The 19,863-nt window shown below is 36.9% G+C and carries 18 protein-coding genes and 1 pseudogene; 4 read left to right on the top strand and 15 right to left on the bottom strand.

Going from position 1 to position 19,863, the window contains the following annotated elements; genetic code table 11:
• Window positions 1-106: 106 nt before the first annotated feature.
• The 3 genes and pseudogenes from hisS to IQ237_RS26155 all read right to left on the bottom strand — a co-directional run.
• The gene (hisS, locus tag IQ237_RS06685; RefSeq protein ID WP_194053531.1) at window positions 107-1,510 is read right to left on the bottom strand and encodes a histidine--tRNA ligase; all 1,404 of its coding nucleotides are present in this window, start codon (window positions 1,508-1,510) and stop codon (window positions 107-109) included.
• 373 nt (window positions 1,511-1,883) lie between these two features.
• A complete protein-coding gene (locus tag IQ237_RS06680; RefSeq protein ID WP_194053530.1) occupies window positions 1,884-3,305 on the bottom strand; it encodes an aldehyde dehydrogenase family protein in 1,422 nt (473 codons plus the stop codon).
• 24 nt (window positions 3,306-3,329) lie between these two features.
• Window positions 3,330-3,498, bottom strand: a pseudogene (locus IQ237_RS26155) (nitrilase); the annotation flags it as partial.
• Window positions 3,499-3,671: 173 nt separating this feature from the next.
• On the opposite strand from IQ237_RS26155, the gene IQ237_RS06675 reads away from it, so the two are divergent.
• The 3 genes from IQ237_RS06675 to IQ237_RS06665 all read left to right on the top strand — a co-directional run bounded on the left by IQ237_RS06675 (window position 3,672) and on the right by IQ237_RS06665 (window position 5,381).
• Entirely contained in the window at window positions 3,672-3,929 is a 258-nt protein-coding gene (locus IQ237_RS06675; protein WP_194053529.1) for a hypothetical protein, read from the top strand.
• A gap of 42 nt (window positions 3,930-3,971) precedes the next feature.
• Window positions 3,972-4,835, top strand: coding sequence for an oxaloacetate decarboxylase (locus tag IQ237_RS06670; RefSeq protein WP_194053528.1), 864 nt, complete (start codon window positions 3,972-3,974; stop codon window positions 4,833-4,835).
• A gap of 213 nt (window positions 4,836-5,048) precedes the next feature.
• A complete protein-coding gene (locus IQ237_RS06665; protein ID WP_194053526.1) occupies window positions 5,049-5,381 on the top strand; it encodes a hypothetical protein in 333 nt (110 codons plus the stop codon).
• Window positions 5,382-5,449: 68 nt separating this feature from the next.
• Here IQ237_RS06665 and IQ237_RS06660 read toward each other — a convergent pair whose 3' ends face one another.
• From IQ237_RS06660 to IQ237_RS06635, 5 genes are all read right to left on the bottom strand, one after another.
• The gene (locus IQ237_RS06660) at window positions 5,450-6,427 is read right to left on the bottom strand and encodes an O-methyltransferase (protein WP_194053524.1); all 978 of its coding nucleotides are present in this window, start codon (window positions 6,425-6,427) and stop codon (window positions 5,450-5,452) included.
• The gene (locus tag IQ237_RS06655) at window positions 6,424-7,851 is read right to left on the bottom strand and encodes an ATP-binding protein (RefSeq protein ID WP_194053522.1); all 1,428 of its coding nucleotides are present in this window, start codon (window positions 7,849-7,851) and stop codon (window positions 6,424-6,426) included. Before IQ237_RS06655 ends, IQ237_RS06660 begins: the two co-directional genes overlap by 4 nt.
• Window positions 7,852-8,097: 246 nt before the next feature.
• Window positions 8,098-9,288 carry an 8-amino-7-oxononanoate synthase gene (gene bioF / locus IQ237_RS06650; protein ID WP_194053520.1) on the bottom strand — a complete coding sequence of 397 codons (1,191 nt, stop codon included), beginning with the start codon at window positions 9,286-9,288 and terminating at the stop codon, window positions 8,098-8,100.
• 181 nt (window positions 9,289-9,469) lie between these two features.
• Window positions 9,470-10,123 (bottom strand): Holliday junction branch migration protein RuvA, encoded by a 654-nt coding sequence (gene ruvA, locus IQ237_RS06640; RefSeq protein ID WP_194053516.1) that lies wholly within the window; start codon window positions 10,121-10,123, stop codon window positions 9,470-9,472.
• Window positions 10,120-10,866: a sucrose-phosphate phosphatase gene (locus tag IQ237_RS06635; RefSeq protein ID WP_194053731.1), complete on the bottom strand. Its 747-nt coding sequence runs from the start codon at window positions 10,864-10,866 to the stop codon at window positions 10,120-10,122. Before IQ237_RS06635 ends, ruvA begins: the two co-directional genes overlap by 4 nt.
• Window positions 10,867-11,114: 248 nt before the next feature.
• Between IQ237_RS06635 and IQ237_RS06630 the strand changes: the two genes are divergently transcribed.
• Window positions 11,115-11,843: a Uma2 family endonuclease gene (locus IQ237_RS06630; protein ID WP_194053514.1), complete on the top strand. Its 729-nt coding sequence runs from the start codon at window positions 11,115-11,117 to the stop codon at window positions 11,841-11,843.
• A gap of 79 nt (window positions 11,844-11,922) precedes the next feature.
• Here IQ237_RS06630 and IQ237_RS06625 read toward each other — a convergent pair whose 3' ends face one another.
• From IQ237_RS06625 to bioD, 7 genes are all read right to left on the bottom strand, one after another.
• Window positions 11,923-12,480, bottom strand: a complete 558-nt coding sequence (locus IQ237_RS06625) for a Uma2 family endonuclease (protein ID WP_194053512.1) — start codon at window positions 12,478-12,480, stop codon at window positions 11,923-11,925.
• Window positions 12,481-12,869: 389 nt separating this feature from the next.
• Complete coding sequence (locus tag IQ237_RS06620; protein WP_194053509.1) at window positions 12,870-14,513, bottom strand: acetolactate synthase large subunit; 1,644 nt, start codon at window positions 14,511-14,513, stop codon at window positions 12,870-12,872.
• Window positions 14,514-14,655: 142 nt separating this feature from the next.
• Window positions 14,656-16,023: an NAD-dependent succinate-semialdehyde dehydrogenase gene (locus IQ237_RS06615; protein ID WP_194053507.1), complete on the bottom strand. Its 1,368-nt coding sequence runs from the start codon at window positions 16,021-16,023 to the stop codon at window positions 14,656-14,658.
• 240 nt (window positions 16,024-16,263) lie between these two features.
• Entirely contained in the window at window positions 16,264-17,145 is an 882-nt protein-coding gene (gene ylqF, locus IQ237_RS06610) for a ribosome biogenesis GTPase YlqF (RefSeq protein WP_194053505.1), read from the bottom strand.
• A 48-nt stretch (window positions 17,146-17,193) separates the two neighbouring features.
• Window positions 17,194-17,559, bottom strand: a complete 366-nt coding sequence (locus IQ237_RS06605; RefSeq protein ID WP_194053503.1) for a VOC family protein — start codon at window positions 17,557-17,559, stop codon at window positions 17,194-17,196.
• An 87-nt stretch (window positions 17,560-17,646) separates the two neighbouring features.
• Complete coding sequence (locus IQ237_RS06600) at window positions 17,647-18,864, bottom strand: M20 family metallopeptidase (RefSeq protein ID WP_194053730.1); 1,218 nt, start codon at window positions 18,862-18,864, stop codon at window positions 17,647-17,649.
• 140 nt (window positions 18,865-19,004) lie between these two features.
• Window positions 19,005-19,682, bottom strand: coding sequence for a dethiobiotin synthase (gene bioD / locus IQ237_RS06595; protein ID WP_194053501.1), 678 nt, complete (start codon window positions 19,680-19,682; stop codon window positions 19,005-19,007).
• Window positions 19,683-19,863 lie beyond the last annotated feature (181 nt).

The raw sequence follows: 19,863 nt of genomic DNA, 5'->3' as shown, positions 1-19,863 counted from the left end.
AGGTGTCTCACCCCACGCTGATAATTTAACAACCACCTTACCGCAATTTTCACCACTCAGGAGATGTGGGACGTAAAAAGCTCATAAACGAAGGTTTAGGTACTTATTACAGTGATGTAATTATACCTAACCTTTGTTTAATTTCTTCAGCTAAATTTGCCAAAACAACTTCTATTTGTTCACCTGTTTGTAAATCTTTGAGTGATGATTTTTCCGCTGCTGCTTCATCAGCACCAATGATCACACAAAATCTAATTCTCTGTTTATCTGCGGCTTGAAATTGTTTACCCAATTGTTTTTTATCAAAATTGGTAACAACGTTAATTCCTGCTTGTCTTAATTGTTGTGATACCTTTAAATAAACAGGCATTAAATCTTCCTGCATATTCACTACCATTACCTGCGCTGGTGTGGGTGGTAATGTATTCAAAATCCCTGCTTTTAACAAGCGACTAATTAACCGAGTTAAGCCGATAGAAATGCCAACGCCCGGCATTTTTTCCCCTAAAAACATTCCTACTAATTCTTCATATCTGCCACCAGAACAGATACTACCTAAAGCTTCATGTCCAATTAAAGTTGTTTCGTAAACAGTTCCTGTATAATAGTTTAAACCACGAGCAATTGATAAGTCAATACAGAAACGTTTATCAGCAACTCCTAAATCTCTAACTCCATTAATTACGGTTTCTAGTTCACTCACTCCTAAATTAAATTCTTCGGCTGATGGTAAGTTTAAACCTAGATATTTGAGTTTATCTAAAACATCATCAACGCTACCATCTATTTTGATAAATTCAATTATTTTCTCTGTTCGTTCTGAAGAAATACCTTCTTTTTCTAATTCTTGCTTGACTTTGGTTTCTCCTATTTTTTCTAAGTTATCAATGATGCTGATACAAGCTTTAATTTGGTTTTCAGCTACTCCTACAGATTGAAAGAACCCGGTGAGAATTTTTCTGTTGTTGATGCGAATGACAAAATCACCTATATTAATAGCTTCAAATATTTCGGTGATAATTGCTGGCATTTGGGCATCATATAATAAACTGAGTTTACCACGAGCCACAACATCAATATCACATTGGCGAAACTGCCGAAAACGTCCATCTTTTGCCCTTTCTCCCCGAAAAACTACATCCATTTGATAACGCGCAAAGGGAAAAGTTAATTCATTTAAATGCCGGGCAATATAAGCAGCAAAAGGAACAGTTTGATCAAATTTTAAAGCTCTTGCTTCTGAACCTGTTTCCCCAGATTTATCTTTTTCTGCTTGGCGATTTGGTGGTAAAATTGGATCAATACCATATATTATATTATCACCTTGATTTCCCTTGGCTTGCAGCACTTCTAACCTTTCTACTGCTGGGGTTTCAATAGGTGTAAAACCATAACTTTCAAAAACTTTACGAATTATATCTAATAAATATACTTCGAGACGCTTTTCGCTGGGAAGAAATTCGGGAAAACCGCTAGGAGTGGAAAAGTTGATTTTGTCGCTTTTTGCCATACTTTTACCTTGTTAGTGAATAAGTAGTTATGATACTAAATTACAGCTATTTTCATGTAAATGAACCACATCTTGATTTAGGTTTCGCGCAAAGGAAGAAGTAAAGTAATTTAGGGTGTGGTCTAAATACATGAAAACTGCTGTAAGATGAAACTGCAAAGGATGAGATTTTCAGAATCATTAAACGCAGATGAACGCAGATGAACGCGGATAAGGACGGCTGAATTAATGAAGTCGGTGATTCTGTGCAGTTTCATATACAATTGATAGGTGTGAGAATTGTAAGTATTCAGCCGTTGGTAATTGGTAATTGGTAATTGGTAATTGGTAATTGGTAGATTTCTTTCTGTAACCTGTAACCTGTCACCTTCCCCTATTCTGAATCATTAAACCACCAAGGGTCTTTACTGGTGTTCATTTTAATCAAAAAGGCTTTTTTTCTAAGGAAGCGTTTTAAACCAGCAGGACCCATGCGCGAACCTCCTAAACCAGAAAATTTAAAGGCGTTTTTTTCTCCTTCGTGCATTATAGCTGTTAAACCGGCATCATTAATACTAATAGCTCCTACATCTAATTGCATTCCAATTTCTAATGCTAATTCTGCTGATTCTGCAAATATAGCAGCACTTAATCCATAAATAGAATCATTGGCTAAATCTATGGCTTCTTCAATACTAGAAAAAGGCATTATTGGCATAATTGGACCAAAGGTTTCTTCGTTCATGATTTTCATAAAATGGTGAACGTTGGTGATTACTGTGGGACGACACCACCAACCACCACCTATTTCTTCTACTTTACCACCACAATGAATTATTGCTCCTTTGTCAACGGCATCTTTTAAATGTTCCTTAATAATTGCTGCTTGTTTTTCGCAAATGATTGGTCCTATTTCTCCACTTTCAACTGTGGGATAAGCTAGTTGCAAACGATGGGCTTTTGTAACTAATAAATGATAAAATTCTTCATATATAGATTCAGCTACATAAATTCTTTCGATTGATAAACATGATTGTCCTGTGTTGACAACAGAACTCCATAAAATCGCTGAAGTTGCTAAATCTAAATCTGCTGATTCTAAGACAATTGCGGGATCTTTTCCACCTAATTCTAAGTAGGCGGGAATGAAGTTTCTCGCAGCGGTTTCTGCTACTACTCTTCCTGTTTCTACACTACCTGTAAAACAAATTAAATCTACTTCTTCTATTAAAACCGATCCTGTTTGTCCTGCACCTTCGACAAAATTTAAGGCATCTTTTAAATGGGGAATTGTGTTTAATGTTGTCGTTAAAGGTGCAACAAACCGGGGTGTAATTTCACTCGGTTTTACTATCACCGCACAACCAGCTAATAAGGCGGGAATTGTATCAATTGTAGATAATAAAAGGGGAAAGTTCCAAGGGCTAATTACACCAACTAGGGGGTAAGGAACAGCAGTTTGATGTAAAGCAATAAAGGGAATAGATGTGTTTTTTGCGGTTTCTTGTAATAGCTGGGGAGCTAAATTACACCATCTATCAATGCTATTTAAAAAAGAGTCTATTTCTAATATTGATGTTGCTAATCTACCTGTATCATTGACTAAGGCATCTGTTAATAATTTACGTTCTGTTAATATCGCTTGTTTCCATTCTTTTAATGCTTCAATTCTACCTTCTATACCGATTTCTTGCCAAGCATTTTGTCCCCTACGGAGTCGATGACATTGCTGAGAAAGCAATTTCGGGGGTGGGGGAATGATGACATAATCAAATTTACCTGTGCGGGGGTTGCGGACTTCTATTGGTTTTGTCATTGGAAACAGGGAATTATTTATTCTTCAAATTATGCCTAAATTGGTGAGGCGTTCAATAGTTTCTTTTTGTGTTTGAATGAAATGTTTTTGATCTATATTACCATCCAGCATGGTGTTAGGGAGAGTAAAAATGTGAATTAGTGTAACTTTGGGCGTAACGTTCAAAGCGTTGACGGGAAAGTAAATTATTTAATGGAAATTATTGTTATTTGTCATATCTTGGTAATGAGTAATTGGTAAGTAGGTTAGAAAGTGGATATATCACTGACTTCTTGAATCAGTCGGAGATCTGGGTATTATGTTTTTAGGTTATCATAATATTAGATTTTATAGTAGATATTGACAACTATTTTTTCATAAACAAATATGAACTTAAATTTACCTATCCTTAACCAAATCGCTAACTGCAAAAACTTACTCATTGCGGGGATGGGAGGAGGTTTTGATATTTTCTGTGGTTTACCAATTTACTTGGAGTTGCGAAGTTTGGGAATAAAAGCTCATCTTGCTAATCTGAGTTTTTCTAACATTACATTTTCCCAAGCTGCTCAACTTCAACAAACAATAATATTAACAGAAACGAACCGCAAAGTTCGCAAAGAGCGCAAAGGTAAAGATGTGTGAAATTAAGGTATTATTAAAGATGTTAACTGTATGATTTTGGTGATGTCTACTTCTCAAAAATTGCGGGAATTACTCGCAGGTTCGGAAATTATTGTTATTCCCGGTGTCTATGACTGTCTGAGTGCGAAGTTGGTAGAAAAAACGGGTTTTCCAGTTGCTGCTACTAGCGGTTTTGGTATTGCTGCTTCTACCTTGGGTTTACCTGATTATGGTTTTCTCACTGCTACGGAAATGTTTTATAGTGTGGGAAGAATAACCCAATCAATTAATATACCATTAATTGCTGATTGTGATACTGGTTATGGTAATGCTTTAAATGTAATGCGGACGGTAAAAGATGCGGTACAAATTGGTTTAGCGGGGATAATTTTGGAGGATCAAGAATTGCCTAAAAAATGTGGTCATTTTGAAGGGAAGCGAGTTATTTCTATGCAGGAACACGCGGGAAAAATTCGTGCTGCTGTAGATGCTCGTGGTGATAGTGGTTTGGTAATTATAGCCCGAACTGATGCACGCGCACCTTTAGGTTTAGAAGCAGCTATTGAACGAGGAAAATCTTATATTAATGCGGGTGCAGATGTGTTATTTATCGAAGCTCCCCAATCTGTGGCAGAATTAAAAATCATTGCTGATTGTTTTCCTGATGTTCCTTTAGTTGCTAATATTGTGGAAGGTGGAAAAACACCGGAAATTACCACCGCAGAATTACAAAGTTTGGGTTTTAAAATTGTCTTTTTCCCCTTGACTGCGCTGATGGTTGTTACTGAGGTGATGGGTAATTGTTTTCAACATCTTAAACAACAGGGAAGTACAGCTAATTTATCTGGGTTGATGCGTTTTCAAGATTTTCAAAATTTGATGGGTGTTCCTGAATATTTGCAAGTTGAAAAGGAGTATCAAGAGTAAGTTGGTGATTGGGGAAGAGGTGATTGGTGATTGGGAAAGATTCACTTTTAACCTACCTTCCGCACCCCCCGGTGTCACAATCGGTTTTTTCGTAATTTCATTACGACCAAATGTTGTATTTTGTACCAAAGATAATGAATATTGGTAGGCGATCGCCAATTCTAAATCTCCAAATGACCAATTTTCGTTGTGTGACAGTTGAGGGTGCGGAATGTGGGTTTAAATTCTGTTTTATCTCAACAATTTCGTCAAGATGATGGAAACCCGCTTTATGTATTTCCTTTGTTTGAATTTCAAGGAGAATATTTTGCTATTTCTGTAAGTTCAGAACCACAGGAAGATACTGCTATTTATTTGATTTTGCATGATGAAACTTTAGCTTTTACTAGCCTCAATAATATGATGCTGACAATTGCAGAATGTTATGAAACTGGGGTTTATTCCTTAGATAATGAAGATGAGTTTAACTGGAATCTTCAAAAGTTTGGTGTTATCCGTCGTCGGTATAACCCCGAAGCTGCAACGGCTATCTATGCAGGTGAATAGATATCAGAAAGCAAAAGGCAGCATGAAAAAATTTTTCAGTATATTTAGTTTTACAATATGTTGATTTTCTACAGCATTATCCTTGAAAAGTATGGGGATTGACGATAAAAACGAATATAGGTTTCTAACATTTTTAGAGATTCTTTTTTATCAAATTTAAACTTCAGTGCTTGTTGAATTTCTTCTGCTGAAGATTGTGGTAATAGAGAATCAATAAATAATCTTTCTCTAATGGTTAACTCAGGTAAATTAATTCGTTGTGGTTGCTGCCACTGTATGTTACTTAGTTCCCATTTATCTATACCTGTTGTCTCAAAGAATTTTTTAGCTTGGCTATGTTCAAGTATAGTACCTGTTAAAGTAAGCATACACTGTCCATCACGGTAGGTAAAGGTAGTTAAAGGTTGAAAGTAAATATCACTTTGTCCTTGCATTGCTAAGTTTGCAGCATTCTTTAAAACAAGACACATAGCATCTGGAAATTTTTTTTCTGTCATCATATCTTCTGTAATTTCAGCAGCAGGAAAAGTGTCTCCTAACATATCTCTTAACTTTCTAATTCTCTCACGTTTGATATCAAAACCTGGAGAACTATCTGATGCTACATAACTTGCTGCATGAGAATTAACAGTAATCTTGATAATATCACATTGTTCTAACTTACTTAGAGTAGCTTGTAATTCATCTATTTGCTTTCTTAATTCATTTGCTTTAGTATAATCTAACCAAATAATAGTTGCTGAACTTCTCTCAAATTCATCTATAAACTTATCACTAGATTGATTATAACAATCAATACAATTATGTGGTCTATTAAATTTTTGACGTTCATAAACATCTTCATCTATTTCAATTGAGGTCATCTTCTGGATATTAAATTGAGTATGAATATATTTAAAATCTTCCAGAGAGTGTCCACCAAAACCTATGTAGTGATAGTCAGAAATAGGACACATTTTATTAATTTTTGATAGTAATTCCAAGAAAGCATATCGATCAATAGCTTTATTCGGGCGTAACTGATAAGGAATAGATTCTCCACTCATTCGTTAGCCTCTTTTAGAACCTTTTCAAAACATTCATCACCAACCTCTGACGCTTCCCGATCAGCATCTTCAAATAAGTATTCTGCAACTATTTGAATTTCTTGTATTGGTCTAGCAAATTTTATATTTTTTCTCTTGATTGTACTATTTTTAGCTGGTGGCATAGGTAACTTAGGGCTATATTTTTTCTCATAATTTTTACCTCTTACAGGTTTCCATAAATTATCGGGAATAGTGGTAAAAATTTCTATTGGATCAACTTCTGTAGCTTTGGCTGATATCTTTTTTTCTTGTGGAAGATTTTCTTTCCATTTATTAGTATATGCAGTAAATAACTTCATTCCCTCTCTCATATAATTTTTGATATAAAGGTAGATATCAGAGGAAGCATCTATACCTCTTTTTGTAGATGTTATAGGTAGTTTTTTGGTATCTTTACTGCGAAAGTATACAATTCCAGAAATAGCAATAAATTGAGGATGATAACTAGGAACTTTTTCTTCGCCCCAACCTGTGAGACGAGTTTTATCACAGTACAAGATAACTCTATCATTACAAACAATAGTCCAACCTGCTTTTTCACTACTTTTTCTATTACCTTCCATTTCTTCATCTACTTCTGTTTGACTAGCAGTACCTCTATAAAAGCCAACCGCTATTTTTATCTCAATTCCATCTTTATCGTATTTATATAGATACGGAGCAATAGTTTCTCTTTCTGAAATCTTATCAGTACCTTCCCATAAAAGGTTGAAAGGCTGGGATGTTACTTTCTTTCCATTAACAATTATAGAGAAACCTTTGTCAATTATATAGCTATAGTTATAAGCTATTTTGTTGACAAGAGAATTGACAACTGTTGATTGGAGTGGTGAAAATCCTTGTTGAATATGAGAATATAAATTAGTAACTTTAATCAAAGTTCCACTTTGTTCCAGAATCGGATCAGTGAATTCTAATGGTAAATGCCAATCGTTATCATCTATCAGCCATTCTGGATGAATTTTAACTGTAAAAGATTCATTATTTGTTTGAGAAACTATTTCGCTGGAACGTCCCATTTTAAATATGGCTCTTTTCATGCCAATTCCATAAGTTCCAATCGTGTAAACATCATTATCAATATTATTATTGGGTCTTCCCATTCTAAAAGCATAGCTTTCGGCTATATCTTTTGGTATGCCACCGCAATTATCCTCTATAATAAAATGGTCAGACGATAAAGTTAATTTTGCCCAAAAACCTTTATAGGGTTGGTGATGTTCATTATTATTGTTAGCAATTCTTTGTATTCCATCCACGCAATTATCTAACAAGTCTAAAATTGCATCTTCAATTTCTATATCACGAGTGAGCATTTCTACAAAAAATTTTTTTGTAGGTGATGCGTCTAATTGATTTAAGATATGATTATTGTCTGTCATAACTAATTTTTGACTTAAAGAGTTGCTATAAAATATAATCAATTCAGCAGTTTTTTGACTATTTCTTAATATAATTTATGGTATTTACATACCTTTAATTGATATTTATGAAGTTCATTATACCATCATTTTATCTGTTTTAACAAAAATATGGATTTTGATGATATTCTGCCGTTTAGTTTGACAATTTGTAAAAAGTAGATTATCTAGCACAGTACCTAAAATTTACTTTATACATAACATAATCTATAGTTGCATTTCTTTTAAACTATTCACCAACTTATTAATATGCTCTTTTTCATGGGTTGCCATAATTGTAACCCTAATGCGACTTGTTGGTACTGTGGGAGGACGAATAGCAGGAGCAAAAATACCCGCTTCCTTTAGTTTCTTACCTGCTGTTAATGCTGTAGCTGCATCAGGTAATTGAAAACAGAAGATCGGAGATTGGGAGGGTAAGATTTTTAAGTTAGGTGTTAAGTTAAGTGTTAAGTTAAGTAAATTTTCTGTAACCAAATGTTTTAAATAATCAACATTTTCCCATAACTGCTGACGGCGTTCTGGTTGTTGTTGTACTATTTTGATTGCTGCTAAAGCTGCTGCTGTGTCTGCTGGTGAAAGGGCAGTAGTGTATATCCAACTCGGTGCGCGGTTTCGGAGAAAGTCAATTAATTGATGACTTCCGGCTACATAACCGCCTAAACTTCCCAAAGCTTTGCTTAATGTGCCAATTTGGATTAACTCTCTGCCTGTACAACCAAAATGATCCACACAACCCGCCCCCGTTTTTCCCATAACTCCGGTAGCGTGTGCTTCATCTATTAGCAGCATACAACTATACTCTTCTGCTAGATTCAACAATTCTGGAAGAGGACACAAATCACCATCCATACTAAAAACGCTGTCGGTGATAATCAAGCAACGTCGGTATTTTTGACGTTCTTGTTTTAACTTAGCTGTCAACGCCAGAACATCACAATGGGGATATTCTATGATGGTTGCACCGCTAAGAATTGCCCCATTTTTTAAACTGGAATGGTTGTATTGATCTGATAAAATTAAATCTCGCTTTCCCACTAAAGCAGTAATTGTACCGATATTTGCTAAATAACCAGAACTAAAGACTACAGCGTCTTCAGTTTGTTTGGTAGATGCGATCGCCTGTTCTAATTCCCTGTGTAATTCCCGATGTCCACTGATTAATCTAGAACCAGTGCTGCCAGTACCGAATTGTTGAATAGCTTGAATTGCCGATGTTTTTAAATTTTCATCTGCTGCTAATCCTAAATAATCGTTACTAGCAAAATTAATCACCTCTTGCCCAGATAACAGCACAACAGCACCGGGAAGACTGCCAATGGTTTGTACAGAACGATACCAGTCAGCCCGATGAATAGTTGTTAGTGATTCCTGTATCCAAGCGTAAGGATTAATCATTTTGGATTTTAGATTTTAGATTTTGGATTTTCTAATTCCCAAGTCCCAATTTTCAACACAAATAAACAGATAATTTACTGATGACTCACGCAAAATACCTCTGTAACCTTCTTTCCTTTGTGTACTTTGCGTACTTTGCGGTTCGTTAACAAGAAGTTGTAAATCTGTCACCTGTCACCTGTCACCTGTCACCTGCCATTTGAACTGCTTCACTACTACTCAGATGAGCGATCGCTTGTTTAATCCAATCCTCCACATAGGCATCTTTAGTTAAACCGATATCTTCGCTAACAACGTGCAAAGCATGACTGACTTCATGGGGAGTGTAACCCAAAGCAAAAAGAGTCATTTGCACTTCTTCCAAAATACCCGGTGCTGGACCACCGGTAGCGACAAAAAACCCTGCTGACTTACGCCACTCAATCAGTTTGTTTTTGAGTTCTAAACATAAGCGTTCAGCAGTTTTCTTGCCTACACCCGGTGTTTGAATGAGCATATTAATATTAGCCGCAATAATCGCTTGCACTAACTCTGGTAATTCCAAAGTATCCAAAAGAGCGATCGCTAAAGCTGAACCAATGCCACTCACAGAAAGCAGATGACGAAATAAATCTCTTTCCGCAGGGGAAGAAAACCCATAGAGTACAGGAACTTCTTCCCGAATCTGGTAATGGGTAAAAATTTGTACCACATTACCAGTATTACTTAATTGGTTAGCGAGACGTTGGGGGATTTGTAAATCATACCCAATGCCATTTACCTCTAACGTGAGAATCGTGCGATTCGCGCTAACCGTTTGCACACCAGCCACAATACCTTTGAGATAGCTTATCATTTTAGGAACTTAAAGTATTTTAATCCTTCCATAATCCCCGCAGCACAATGCTTTTGTGCTAAGTAACGATATTCAGTAGGATACTGATTGTGCCATTGTAGTAATTCTGGTCTAGCATTACCGACAATGATACCCCGTTCCTCACCTACTGCGAATAAAGCAATATCATTACCTGAATCACCACAAACAACAGTCTGCTCGGCTGCAAATTGCCACTTTTGTCGTAGAAACTGCATTGCTTGACCTTTATCGCTGGTAAGGGGCAAAATGTCAAGGTCTATACCGCTACTATAAATTAATTTTATATTAAGTTGAAGTTTTTGCAATTCTGCCTCAAGTTGTGGTATAATACTTGCAAATTTTTCTTCTAAGAAAAAACTGACCTTAAAAAGACGTTGTTCGGATTTTGGTTGTAATTCCAATTCGGGGAATTTTTGGGTAATATCCAGTATAGTGTCCCTTTGCCATCCGGGAGCAAGAATTTTTGACCATTCGGGATCGGGAGTATCGCTACCATCGAGATAAATTTCCGTACCGACGGATAAAACCAGTGCATCAGGTTGGATGAGGTTTTTTTCCTGTTGCAGTTCGCGGTAGAGAATCGGAGAGCGTCCTGTGGAGTAGACTATTTTTGTACCATGTTGTTGACGATGATCTTGGAGGCGATCGCTCAATTCTAGCAAAGCTTGATCATCACCTACAAGAGTATTATCTAGATCGGTTACAAATAAGAACTTAGTCACAGCGATATCCTCAACTTGCGTGGTTATTGACATCAATACTTGGAAAGATTATCGCAGACTGAGGAAAATTTTACATTTTTTATCAGAAGTGAGGAGTCAGGAGTGAGGAGTCCGAATATTTATTTGTCACAGGAATCTACAAAAGTAATTTTTCTGATCATAATTTTATCAATTATCTTCTTACTTTGCGCGAAACTTTAATGCCAGGTATAATTAAAATAACGCTATTGAATAAGTGAATAAAAATCATGACTGAACAACTTTTAGACAAAGTTGATGATCACTATATTCCAGATGCTAATTTACTGATTACAGAAGATGATACACCTGTGGATAACTTTCCATCTGCAAAACAACAACGACTTTTCGTTAGTTCACTGTACAGTTATTCAGAATTACAACCTTGTTTAATAGAAGCCAATGTAGGAATTTATCATACCGATGGAGAACCTGCAATAGTACCCGATGTCTTTATCAGTTTTGATGTGCAAACTCCCGAAGAATGGTGGAAAAAACAAAATCGTTGTTACATGGTGTGGAAATTTGGTAAATCACCAGAATTAGTCATGGAAATAGTTTCTAACCAAGAAGGTGAAGAACTTACCAAAAAACTGAAAATCTATGAAAGAATGAAAGTGAATTATTATCTAGTTTACGATCCAAATCAAGAACTGGGGGAAGAACAATTACATATTTATAAATTAGTTGGTAGAAACTATGTGAAAACCTCAGAAACCTGGTTATCAGATATTAACTTAGGTGTGACATTTTGGGAAGGAGAATTTGAAGGAAGACATGATATTTGGTTACGTTGGTGTGATCAACAAGGAATGATTATTCCTACAGGTGATGAACGTGCTGCAAGGGAAAGATTGGAAAAAGAAGAAGCACAAAGACGCGCCCAAGAAGCCGAAAATCGCGCTCAATTATTAGCGCAAAAATTGAGAGAATTAGGAGTAGATCCTGATACAATTTAAAAGATGTTGGTAATGGGTAATGGGTAATGGGTAATGGGTAAATAATTATTTCCTATTCCCTGTTCCCTATTCCCTAACTTTAAGGAATACCCGCTTGTTGAAAAATTTGTTCTGCTGAAATTACCAAACCTGGAAATAGAGAATCTTCTAAACTATCATTACCCCGCTTTGTTTGGGGACGTGCATCAGGATAAAATATAGTAACAGTTTTTGCTTTCGGATCTATTACCCAAACTCTCAACACACCAGCATCAAGATAATCTGTAGCTTTGGCGCTCATCTCCCCAAAAGATTGATCAGGTGATATAATTTCTATTACTAAATCTGGGGGAATAGGACAAGCTTCATTTTCAATTACATCACTAGGAAAACGAGAATAAGAAATATATAATAAATCTGGAACAGGGACCCAATCTTTACCACGAAGCTTTAAAATAACTGCCCATTCTACACCAACTTCACCTTTATTTTCTGCCCATTGAGTGAGAATTAAACACAATGCAATAGTCAATCGAGAATGGAATCTTTTTGGTGACATTTTTGGTTTTGCTTCCCCGTTAACTAATTCATAAGTTATATCCTCTTCTGGAAGGTTGAGAAATTCTTGTAGTGTCAGTTGATTTTTAATAGCAATCATAAGTTTGTCAGAATCAGGATATCCAGGATTTAAGGATTTACAGGATGTTGTTTATCTGCGTCTATCTGCGTTCATCTGCGTTTTATTTTTGATGTTTTTTAACGTATACCAAATCCAGACGCAGATTACACAGAGAAAGAATAAAAGTTAGTAAAGTTTAAATATCTGATTTTTTGGTTAATTCTTATTATATCAGATGTGCGTTATTTTTAATAAAATAAATTCAATAATGGACAATTAACAATTAAAAATTGACAATGACCTCTCCCTTAAAGGGAGAGGATTAAAAAAGCGGATTTTTTGGGTTTTTTCCCCTTGAAAGGGGAGATTTTAAACCTTGAAAGAAACAATTATCAATTGTCAATTGTCAATTGTCAATTGTCAATCACCTAAATATCACAACTTAACTCACCGGCTTTTTGCGTAAACTTGCAATTTTCCCGATAATCTACCCTACAATCTATCACCGCAGGGACATCTTGAATTAAAGCTTCTTTTAAAACAGGAATTAAATCAGTTGCAGACTCAACGCGATAACCTTTTAAACCCATACTTTCGGCTAACTTCACAAAATCAGGATTACCAAAATGGACAAAAGCAGCACTACCTTTACCAAATTGATTTTCCTGTTTCCACTCAATTAAACCATAGCCACCATCATTAAAAATCAAGGTGACAAAAGCAGTACCCACCCGCAAAGCTGTTTCTAATTCCTGACAGTTCATCATAAAACCACCGTCACCAGTAACAGCTACAACTTTACGATTTGGATAGACTAATTTAGCAGCTAAAGCACCAGGAATTGCAATTCCCATTGCTGCAAAACCATTAGAAATGATGCAAGTATTAGGACTATGACAATGATAATGTCTGGCCATCCACATTTTATGTGCGCCGACATCAGAAATTACAATATCATCGGGTCCCATTACTTGACGCAAATCATAAATTAATTTTTGTGGTTTAATGGGAAATCCATCATCATTGGCATATCTTTCATAATCTGCACGAATATTTGGACGTAAACTAATAGCATAAGGATTAGGTTTACCTTGTCTATCAGCGACTTTTAAAATTTCATTCAGTGCATCAGAAATATCCCCTACTACTTCCACTTTGGGAATATAACTACTGTCAATTTCTGAGGAAGTAGCTGCAATATGGATAATGGGAATATTACCTTCAGGATTCCATTTTTTAGGAGAAAATTCAATTAAATCATAACCAATTGCGATGACTAAATCGGCATGATCAAAACCACAGGTGATAAAATCCCTTTGTTGTAATCCTACAGACCATAATGCTAAAGGATGGGTATAGGGAATTACTCCTTTACCCATGAAGGTATTAACAACAGGAATATTTAATTGGGTAGAAAATTGGGTTACAGCGTCACTAGCTTGGGCGCGAATTGCTCCATTTCCTACTAAAATTATCGGGTTTACTGCTTGGGAAATAATGGCAGCAGCAGCGCGAATACTAGCAAAAGCTGCATAGGTTTTTTCAGTGTGATCTCTTTGTAAAGGTTTACCTTCTACGGGCATGGCTGCAATATTTTCTGGTAAGTCAATGTGAACAGCACCGGGTTTTTCTGTTTGCGATCGCTTGAAGGCTTTTCTTACTACTTCTGGTGTAATACTCGGTCTAACTATCTGTTTATTCCACTTAGTAACTGGGGCAAACATAGCCACCAAATCTAAATATTGATGGGACTCAATGTGCATTCTATCTGTTCCCACCTGTCCGGTAATAGCTACCAATGGCGCACCATCCAGGTTAGCATCAGCTACACCAGTCATTAAATTTGTCGCCCCAGGACCAAGAGTAGAAAGACAAACCCCCGCCTTACCAGTTAACCTCCCATAAACATCGGCCATAAATGCAGCACCCTGTTCATGACGAGTGGTAATAAATTGAATGGAGGATTTTTTTAAAGCTTCTAAAACGTGGAGATTTTCTTCACCAGGTAAACCAAAAACGTACTGTACACCTTCATTTTCTAAACACTGTACCAATAATTCAGCAGTATTCATGATTATTTCCTCAAAAGTAATAATTAAAGGAGTCAGGAGTCAGGAGTCAGGGGAATTTTAGATTTTAGATTGGAGATTTTAGATTGGAGATGGCAAAAACAATCCAAAATCCAAAATCCAAAATCCAAAATTGTATCACCTGTCACCTAACCCAAACCGTTTTGATATTCACAAATTCATGAATACCTTGAATACTCAACTCTCGCCCATATCCAGAACGTTTAATTCCCCCAAAGGGTAAACGCGGATCTGATTTCACCATGCCATTAATAAATACTGCCCCGGCTTCAATTTCTTGAATGAGGCGATTTTTTTCTTGTTCATTATTTGTCCATGCGCTTGCACCTAAACCAAAGGGTATATCATTAGCTAATTTGATCGCTTCATTAATATCCCCAACTCGGAATAATAAAGCCACTGGACCAAAAAATTCTTCTTTAGCAATAGGATGTTCTACCGGGATATCTATGATAATAGTAGGTGGGTAAAAATTGCCAGGTTGATCTTTTAAAGCATTACCACCTGTGAGGACTTTAGCACCATTTTCTACCGCAATTTTCACCTGATTTTCTAAATCTTGGCGAATATCGGGTGTTGCTAATGGTCCAATATCTGTATCTTCTGCAAAAGGATCACCGATTTTCAAAGTTTGAAATTTTGCTAATAGCATTTTTTCAAACTCATCGGCAATTTGATCAGCAACAATAAACCGTTTAGCTGCGATACAAGATTGACCATTATTGATCATCCGTGCTGTGACTGCGGTGGCTACTGCTAATTCTAAATCAGCACTTTCTAAGACTATAAAAGGGTCACTTCCCCCTAATTCTAAGACAGTTTTTTTAATTTGTTTACCAGATGCAACCGCTAAAGAAGCACCTGCGGGTTCACTTCCAGTTAATGTAGCAGCTTTGATCCGATCATCTGCCATTAAATCAGCTACTTTTGTAGCACCTATTAATAATGTTTGAAAAACTCCTTTGGGAAAACCTGCACGGTTGATAATATCTTCTATCGCTAAGGCACATTGGGGGACATTAGATGCGTGTTTGAGTAAACCTACATTGCCCGCCATTAATGCTGGTGCTGCAAACCGGAAAACTTGCCAAAAAGGAAAATTCCAGGGCATAACGGCGAGAATAACGCCCAATGGTTGATATTTTATGAAGCTATGACTTGCATCGGTTTTAACTGTGACATCAGCTAAGAAGCTGGCGGCATTTTCGGCATAATAACGACAAACGAGGGCGCATTTTTCCACTTCTGCGATCGCAGATTTTAAGGTTTTACCCATTTCTAAAGTCATTATTTTGGCAAAATCAGCCTTTTCCTGTTCTAAAATATTCGCTGCTTGAAGTAACCATTGCGATCGGTCCTCAAAACTTGTTTGACGATACTCCTGAAAACTTTGCTGGGCTAATTCCACTTTAGCCGCAATTTCCCCATCCTCCAGCGGTTGAAAGACTTTCAGAGTTTCCCCCGTAGCGGGATTAATGGTAGCAATAGCCATTCCCTGATCTCCTGTTAAAAACTAACTTCAGGTAGTTTCCTAGTGTTACACACATTCACGATAGCAGCTACCATCAAAATTGGGTGTTTCTTATTAAAGGCAGGAGATCAAGGAGTCAGAAGTTATTTATTTTGGATTTTGGATTTTGGATTTTGGATTGTTTTTGTTAACTCCAATCTAAAAACAGGAACAATGTTGATTTTTCAAATCAGAGCAGAATATTTAAAAGTTAGAAGCTAATTATTGCAGTGGAATTTCTAAAGGTATATTCCCTAACAATCCTTTGCGAAAATCGCTAACTAAAGTTCTAGCAGCGCGTTCGATATCTCCTTTATAACGATGTTCTGCGAGAACGTGCAAATATTCTTCTCCTGTGTGAATAATAGAATCAACTTCGTAGCGTGAAAGTAATGGGTGTGGTGGTAATAAATGAGGATGGCTTTCTTGCAGTTCGTTTAAAATATCTACAAAAGCAGCAGCTACTAATTGATTATCATAGGATGCTTCGCCAATATCATCACAAATTGCTAATTTGACTGCGGCTGCTTGATCATCTAATCTAGCAGGAATAACACCAGGTGCATCTAATAATTCTAATTGTTCAGAAATTCGCACCCATCGTAGTTGACGAGTCACTCCCGGACGCGCTGCACTTTCAACAACTCGCTTTCCTAACAAACGGTTAATTAATGCTGATTTTCCCACATTAGGAAAACCAATCACTACGGCACGCACTGGACGGGGTAACATTCCTCTTTGTTTTCGGCGTTCATTCAATTCTACCCCTGCTGCTTGCGCTGCTTTAGCTATGGCTGTGATACCTTGGCCATGTTGAGCATTAGTAAAATAAGGGACTTGTTCTTGGCTTTTAAACCATTCTACCCACAGCGATCGCACTTGGGGGTAAATCATATCTAAACGGTTAATTACTAACACCCGCGACTTACTCCCCACCCATTCATTCATTTGCGGATGGTTTGTAGCTAAGGGAATACGTGCATCCCGCACTTCTAATATCACATCTACTCTTTTTAACTGTTCTTTGAGATTTTTTTCAGCTTTGGCAATGTGGCCAGGATACCATTGAATTAAATTTAATTTGTAATTTTGTGTGATGGACATTGGTGATTGGTGACTGGTGATTGGGTAAAAATAACTAATAACTAATAACTAATAACCTTGATGTAATATTAAACGATTGCCATCGGGGTCATAAGCGTAAATTTCTCTGCCGTGGGATGCTATAGAAATCTTTCCCGGTGGGGGATAACCGAAAGATGTGAGGTGTGCGATCGCATTTTCTAAATTACTCACTTCTATACACAAACTTAGCGGACTTTTGCTATTGCTTACAAATTCTGATTCATCATTTTTCTTTGCTTTAAATATACCTAAAGTTAAACTCAGGATGTTAAACTCAGCATAAACATTAGGTATCATCTTTTTTGGTTCTTGTTCTAGTAACTGAATATAGAAATTTACCAATTGATCAAAATTTACCGTGCCAATGGTGACTAATACATTATTATATTCCATAAATGAATAAATTATACAAATTTTATAAAATTATTAAAATTAGGAACAGGCAAGATGCCTATCCCACAATTATCACATTAGATTAGATTAGTTCAAAAATTTCTCTACACATCTAACAAACATTTCTACACCCATAGCTAACGCTGTTTCATCAAAATCAAAGCGCGGATGATGATGGGGATAATTTAATTTTTTCTCGGCATTGGCAGAACCTAAAAAGAAATAACAACCAGGAACTTCTTGCAGGAAAAATGACATATCTTCACTACCCATAATTTGACATTCTGGGATAATATTCACAGGTGTTTCTACTACTGTTTCTGCTACACTTCTGACTAATTCCGCTATTTCTGGATCATTAATGACTGGGGGATAAAGATTGACATATTCTAAGTCATAATTAGCGCCATGAGTTTGACAAACTCCAGCAATAATTTGTTCAATCCGTTTTTCAAAAAATTCAGCTAAATCAGTGTTAAAATATCTGATAGATCCACTCATCCTTGCTGTATCAGCAATTACATTCATTCTCGTTCCTGCATGAAGTTCACCTATTGTCACTACTGCTGATTCTAAGGGGTTGACGTTCCGCGCTACAATTGTTTGCAAGGCGTTGACAATTTGGGCTGCAACGATAACTGAATCAACGGTTTGATGGGGGAGTGCGCCATGTCCACCTTTGCCTAAAATTGTACAGTTAAAATAGGATATAGCCGCCATAAAAGCACCTGGACGAACTCCGACAGTCCCCACAGGTAAATCATTCCACAAATGTAAACCGATCATGGCATCAACATCTGGATTTTTCAAGACTCCAGCTTCAATCATCGGTTTTGCACCACCCGGACCTTCTTCTGCGGGTTGGAAGATGATTTTTACAGTACCGCTGAAGTCTTGACGATGTTGTTGTAGGTAGTATGCTGTACCCATTGCGATCGCAGTATGTCCATCATGTCCACAAGCGTGCATCACTCCCTCATACTGGGAGCAATAGGGTACTTCATTTTCCTCTTTAACTGGCAGGGCATCCATATCAGCACGGATACCCAAAACTTTACCATGTCCAGATTTTTCACCTTTAATAATAGCAACAATGCCAGTTTCCGCAATACCGGTTTGATGTTCTATTCCCCAACTTTGCAACTTTTGGGAAATATACTCAGCAGTCAGTTTTTCTTGAAAACCTAACTCTGGTTTTTGATGTATGCGTCGTCTCCATTCTATTAACTGCGGTTGTAAAGCACGAATTTGTAACCGCACATGAGCGAGATTTTCAGTACCAGAATTTGGGATAGTAGAAATCATAATTGTTAATGGGTAATTGGTAATTGGTAATTGGTAATTGGTAATTGGGTTATTTACTTCCCCTACCTCCTGACTCCTGACTCCTGACTCCTGACTCCTGACTCCTGACTCCTGACTCCTGACTCCTGACTCCTGAATTCTTACAATAATCTTTCCCAATCTAAATTAGATCCAACTTCCGCTAGTAGTTCTAAATTAGTGGGTGCTTCTAAATAAGGTAAACAACCTAAAACGGGTATGTGAGTAAATGATTCAATTAACTCCGGTGGTGTTAAGTCAGCTATTTCCTCATCAAATCGGGGTTGTGTACAATTAAGGACAATTCCCCGCAAATTAATCTTAGCTTGTCTTGCTAATGCTACATTAGCCACGGCTTGAGCGATCGCACCTAATCGCACAGGTACAACTAAAACCGTAGGTAAACGCCATTCACCCGCTAAATCAGCTACCGTCAATTCATCCGTAACTGGTGAACCTAACCCTCCCAAAGATTCCACCAACAAAAAATCACTTCGCTGTTGCAACTTTAACAAAGTTTGCCAAACCAAACCTAAATCTATAGTCCGATTTTCCTTAGCAGCAGCAATGGGTGGAGCTAAAGGTGCTTGAAAATACAAAGGCGTGAGTTCTTCTGGAGTCTGACTTAGTGTAAAAAGTGACTGATATAACTCCTTGTCACCCTCCCCAGATTGAATGGGTTTCATAATCCCCAAGCGGCTTTGAGGGCGATATTTTTGCCAATAGGCTGCTATGGCTGTAGTCACAAAAGTTTTACCAGCCCCAGTATCAGTCCCTGTAATTAGTAATGTGTTTGACAATTTACTTACGAGTAATTACTGTAAAAATAGAAAATTTTACCCAGCCGGAAAATAGCTGGACTATCTTTAATTTAGCGTTAATCGCGCTAATTACTAGGCGTAATTTCTGGTGTGGTAGTAGTTTCCGGGATGGGATTATTTTCTAGTGAGTCTGTACTAGGTGTTTCCGTGAGTGTGGGGG

This window comes from Sphaerospermopsis sp. LEGE 08334 (assembly GCF_015207205.1).
Classification (GTDB): Bacteria; Cyanobacteriota; Cyanobacteriia; order Cyanobacteriales; family Nostocaceae; genus Sphaerospermopsis.
Note: the sequence above shows the minus strand (reverse complement) of the source record. Positions and strands in the feature narration are given on the sequence as shown.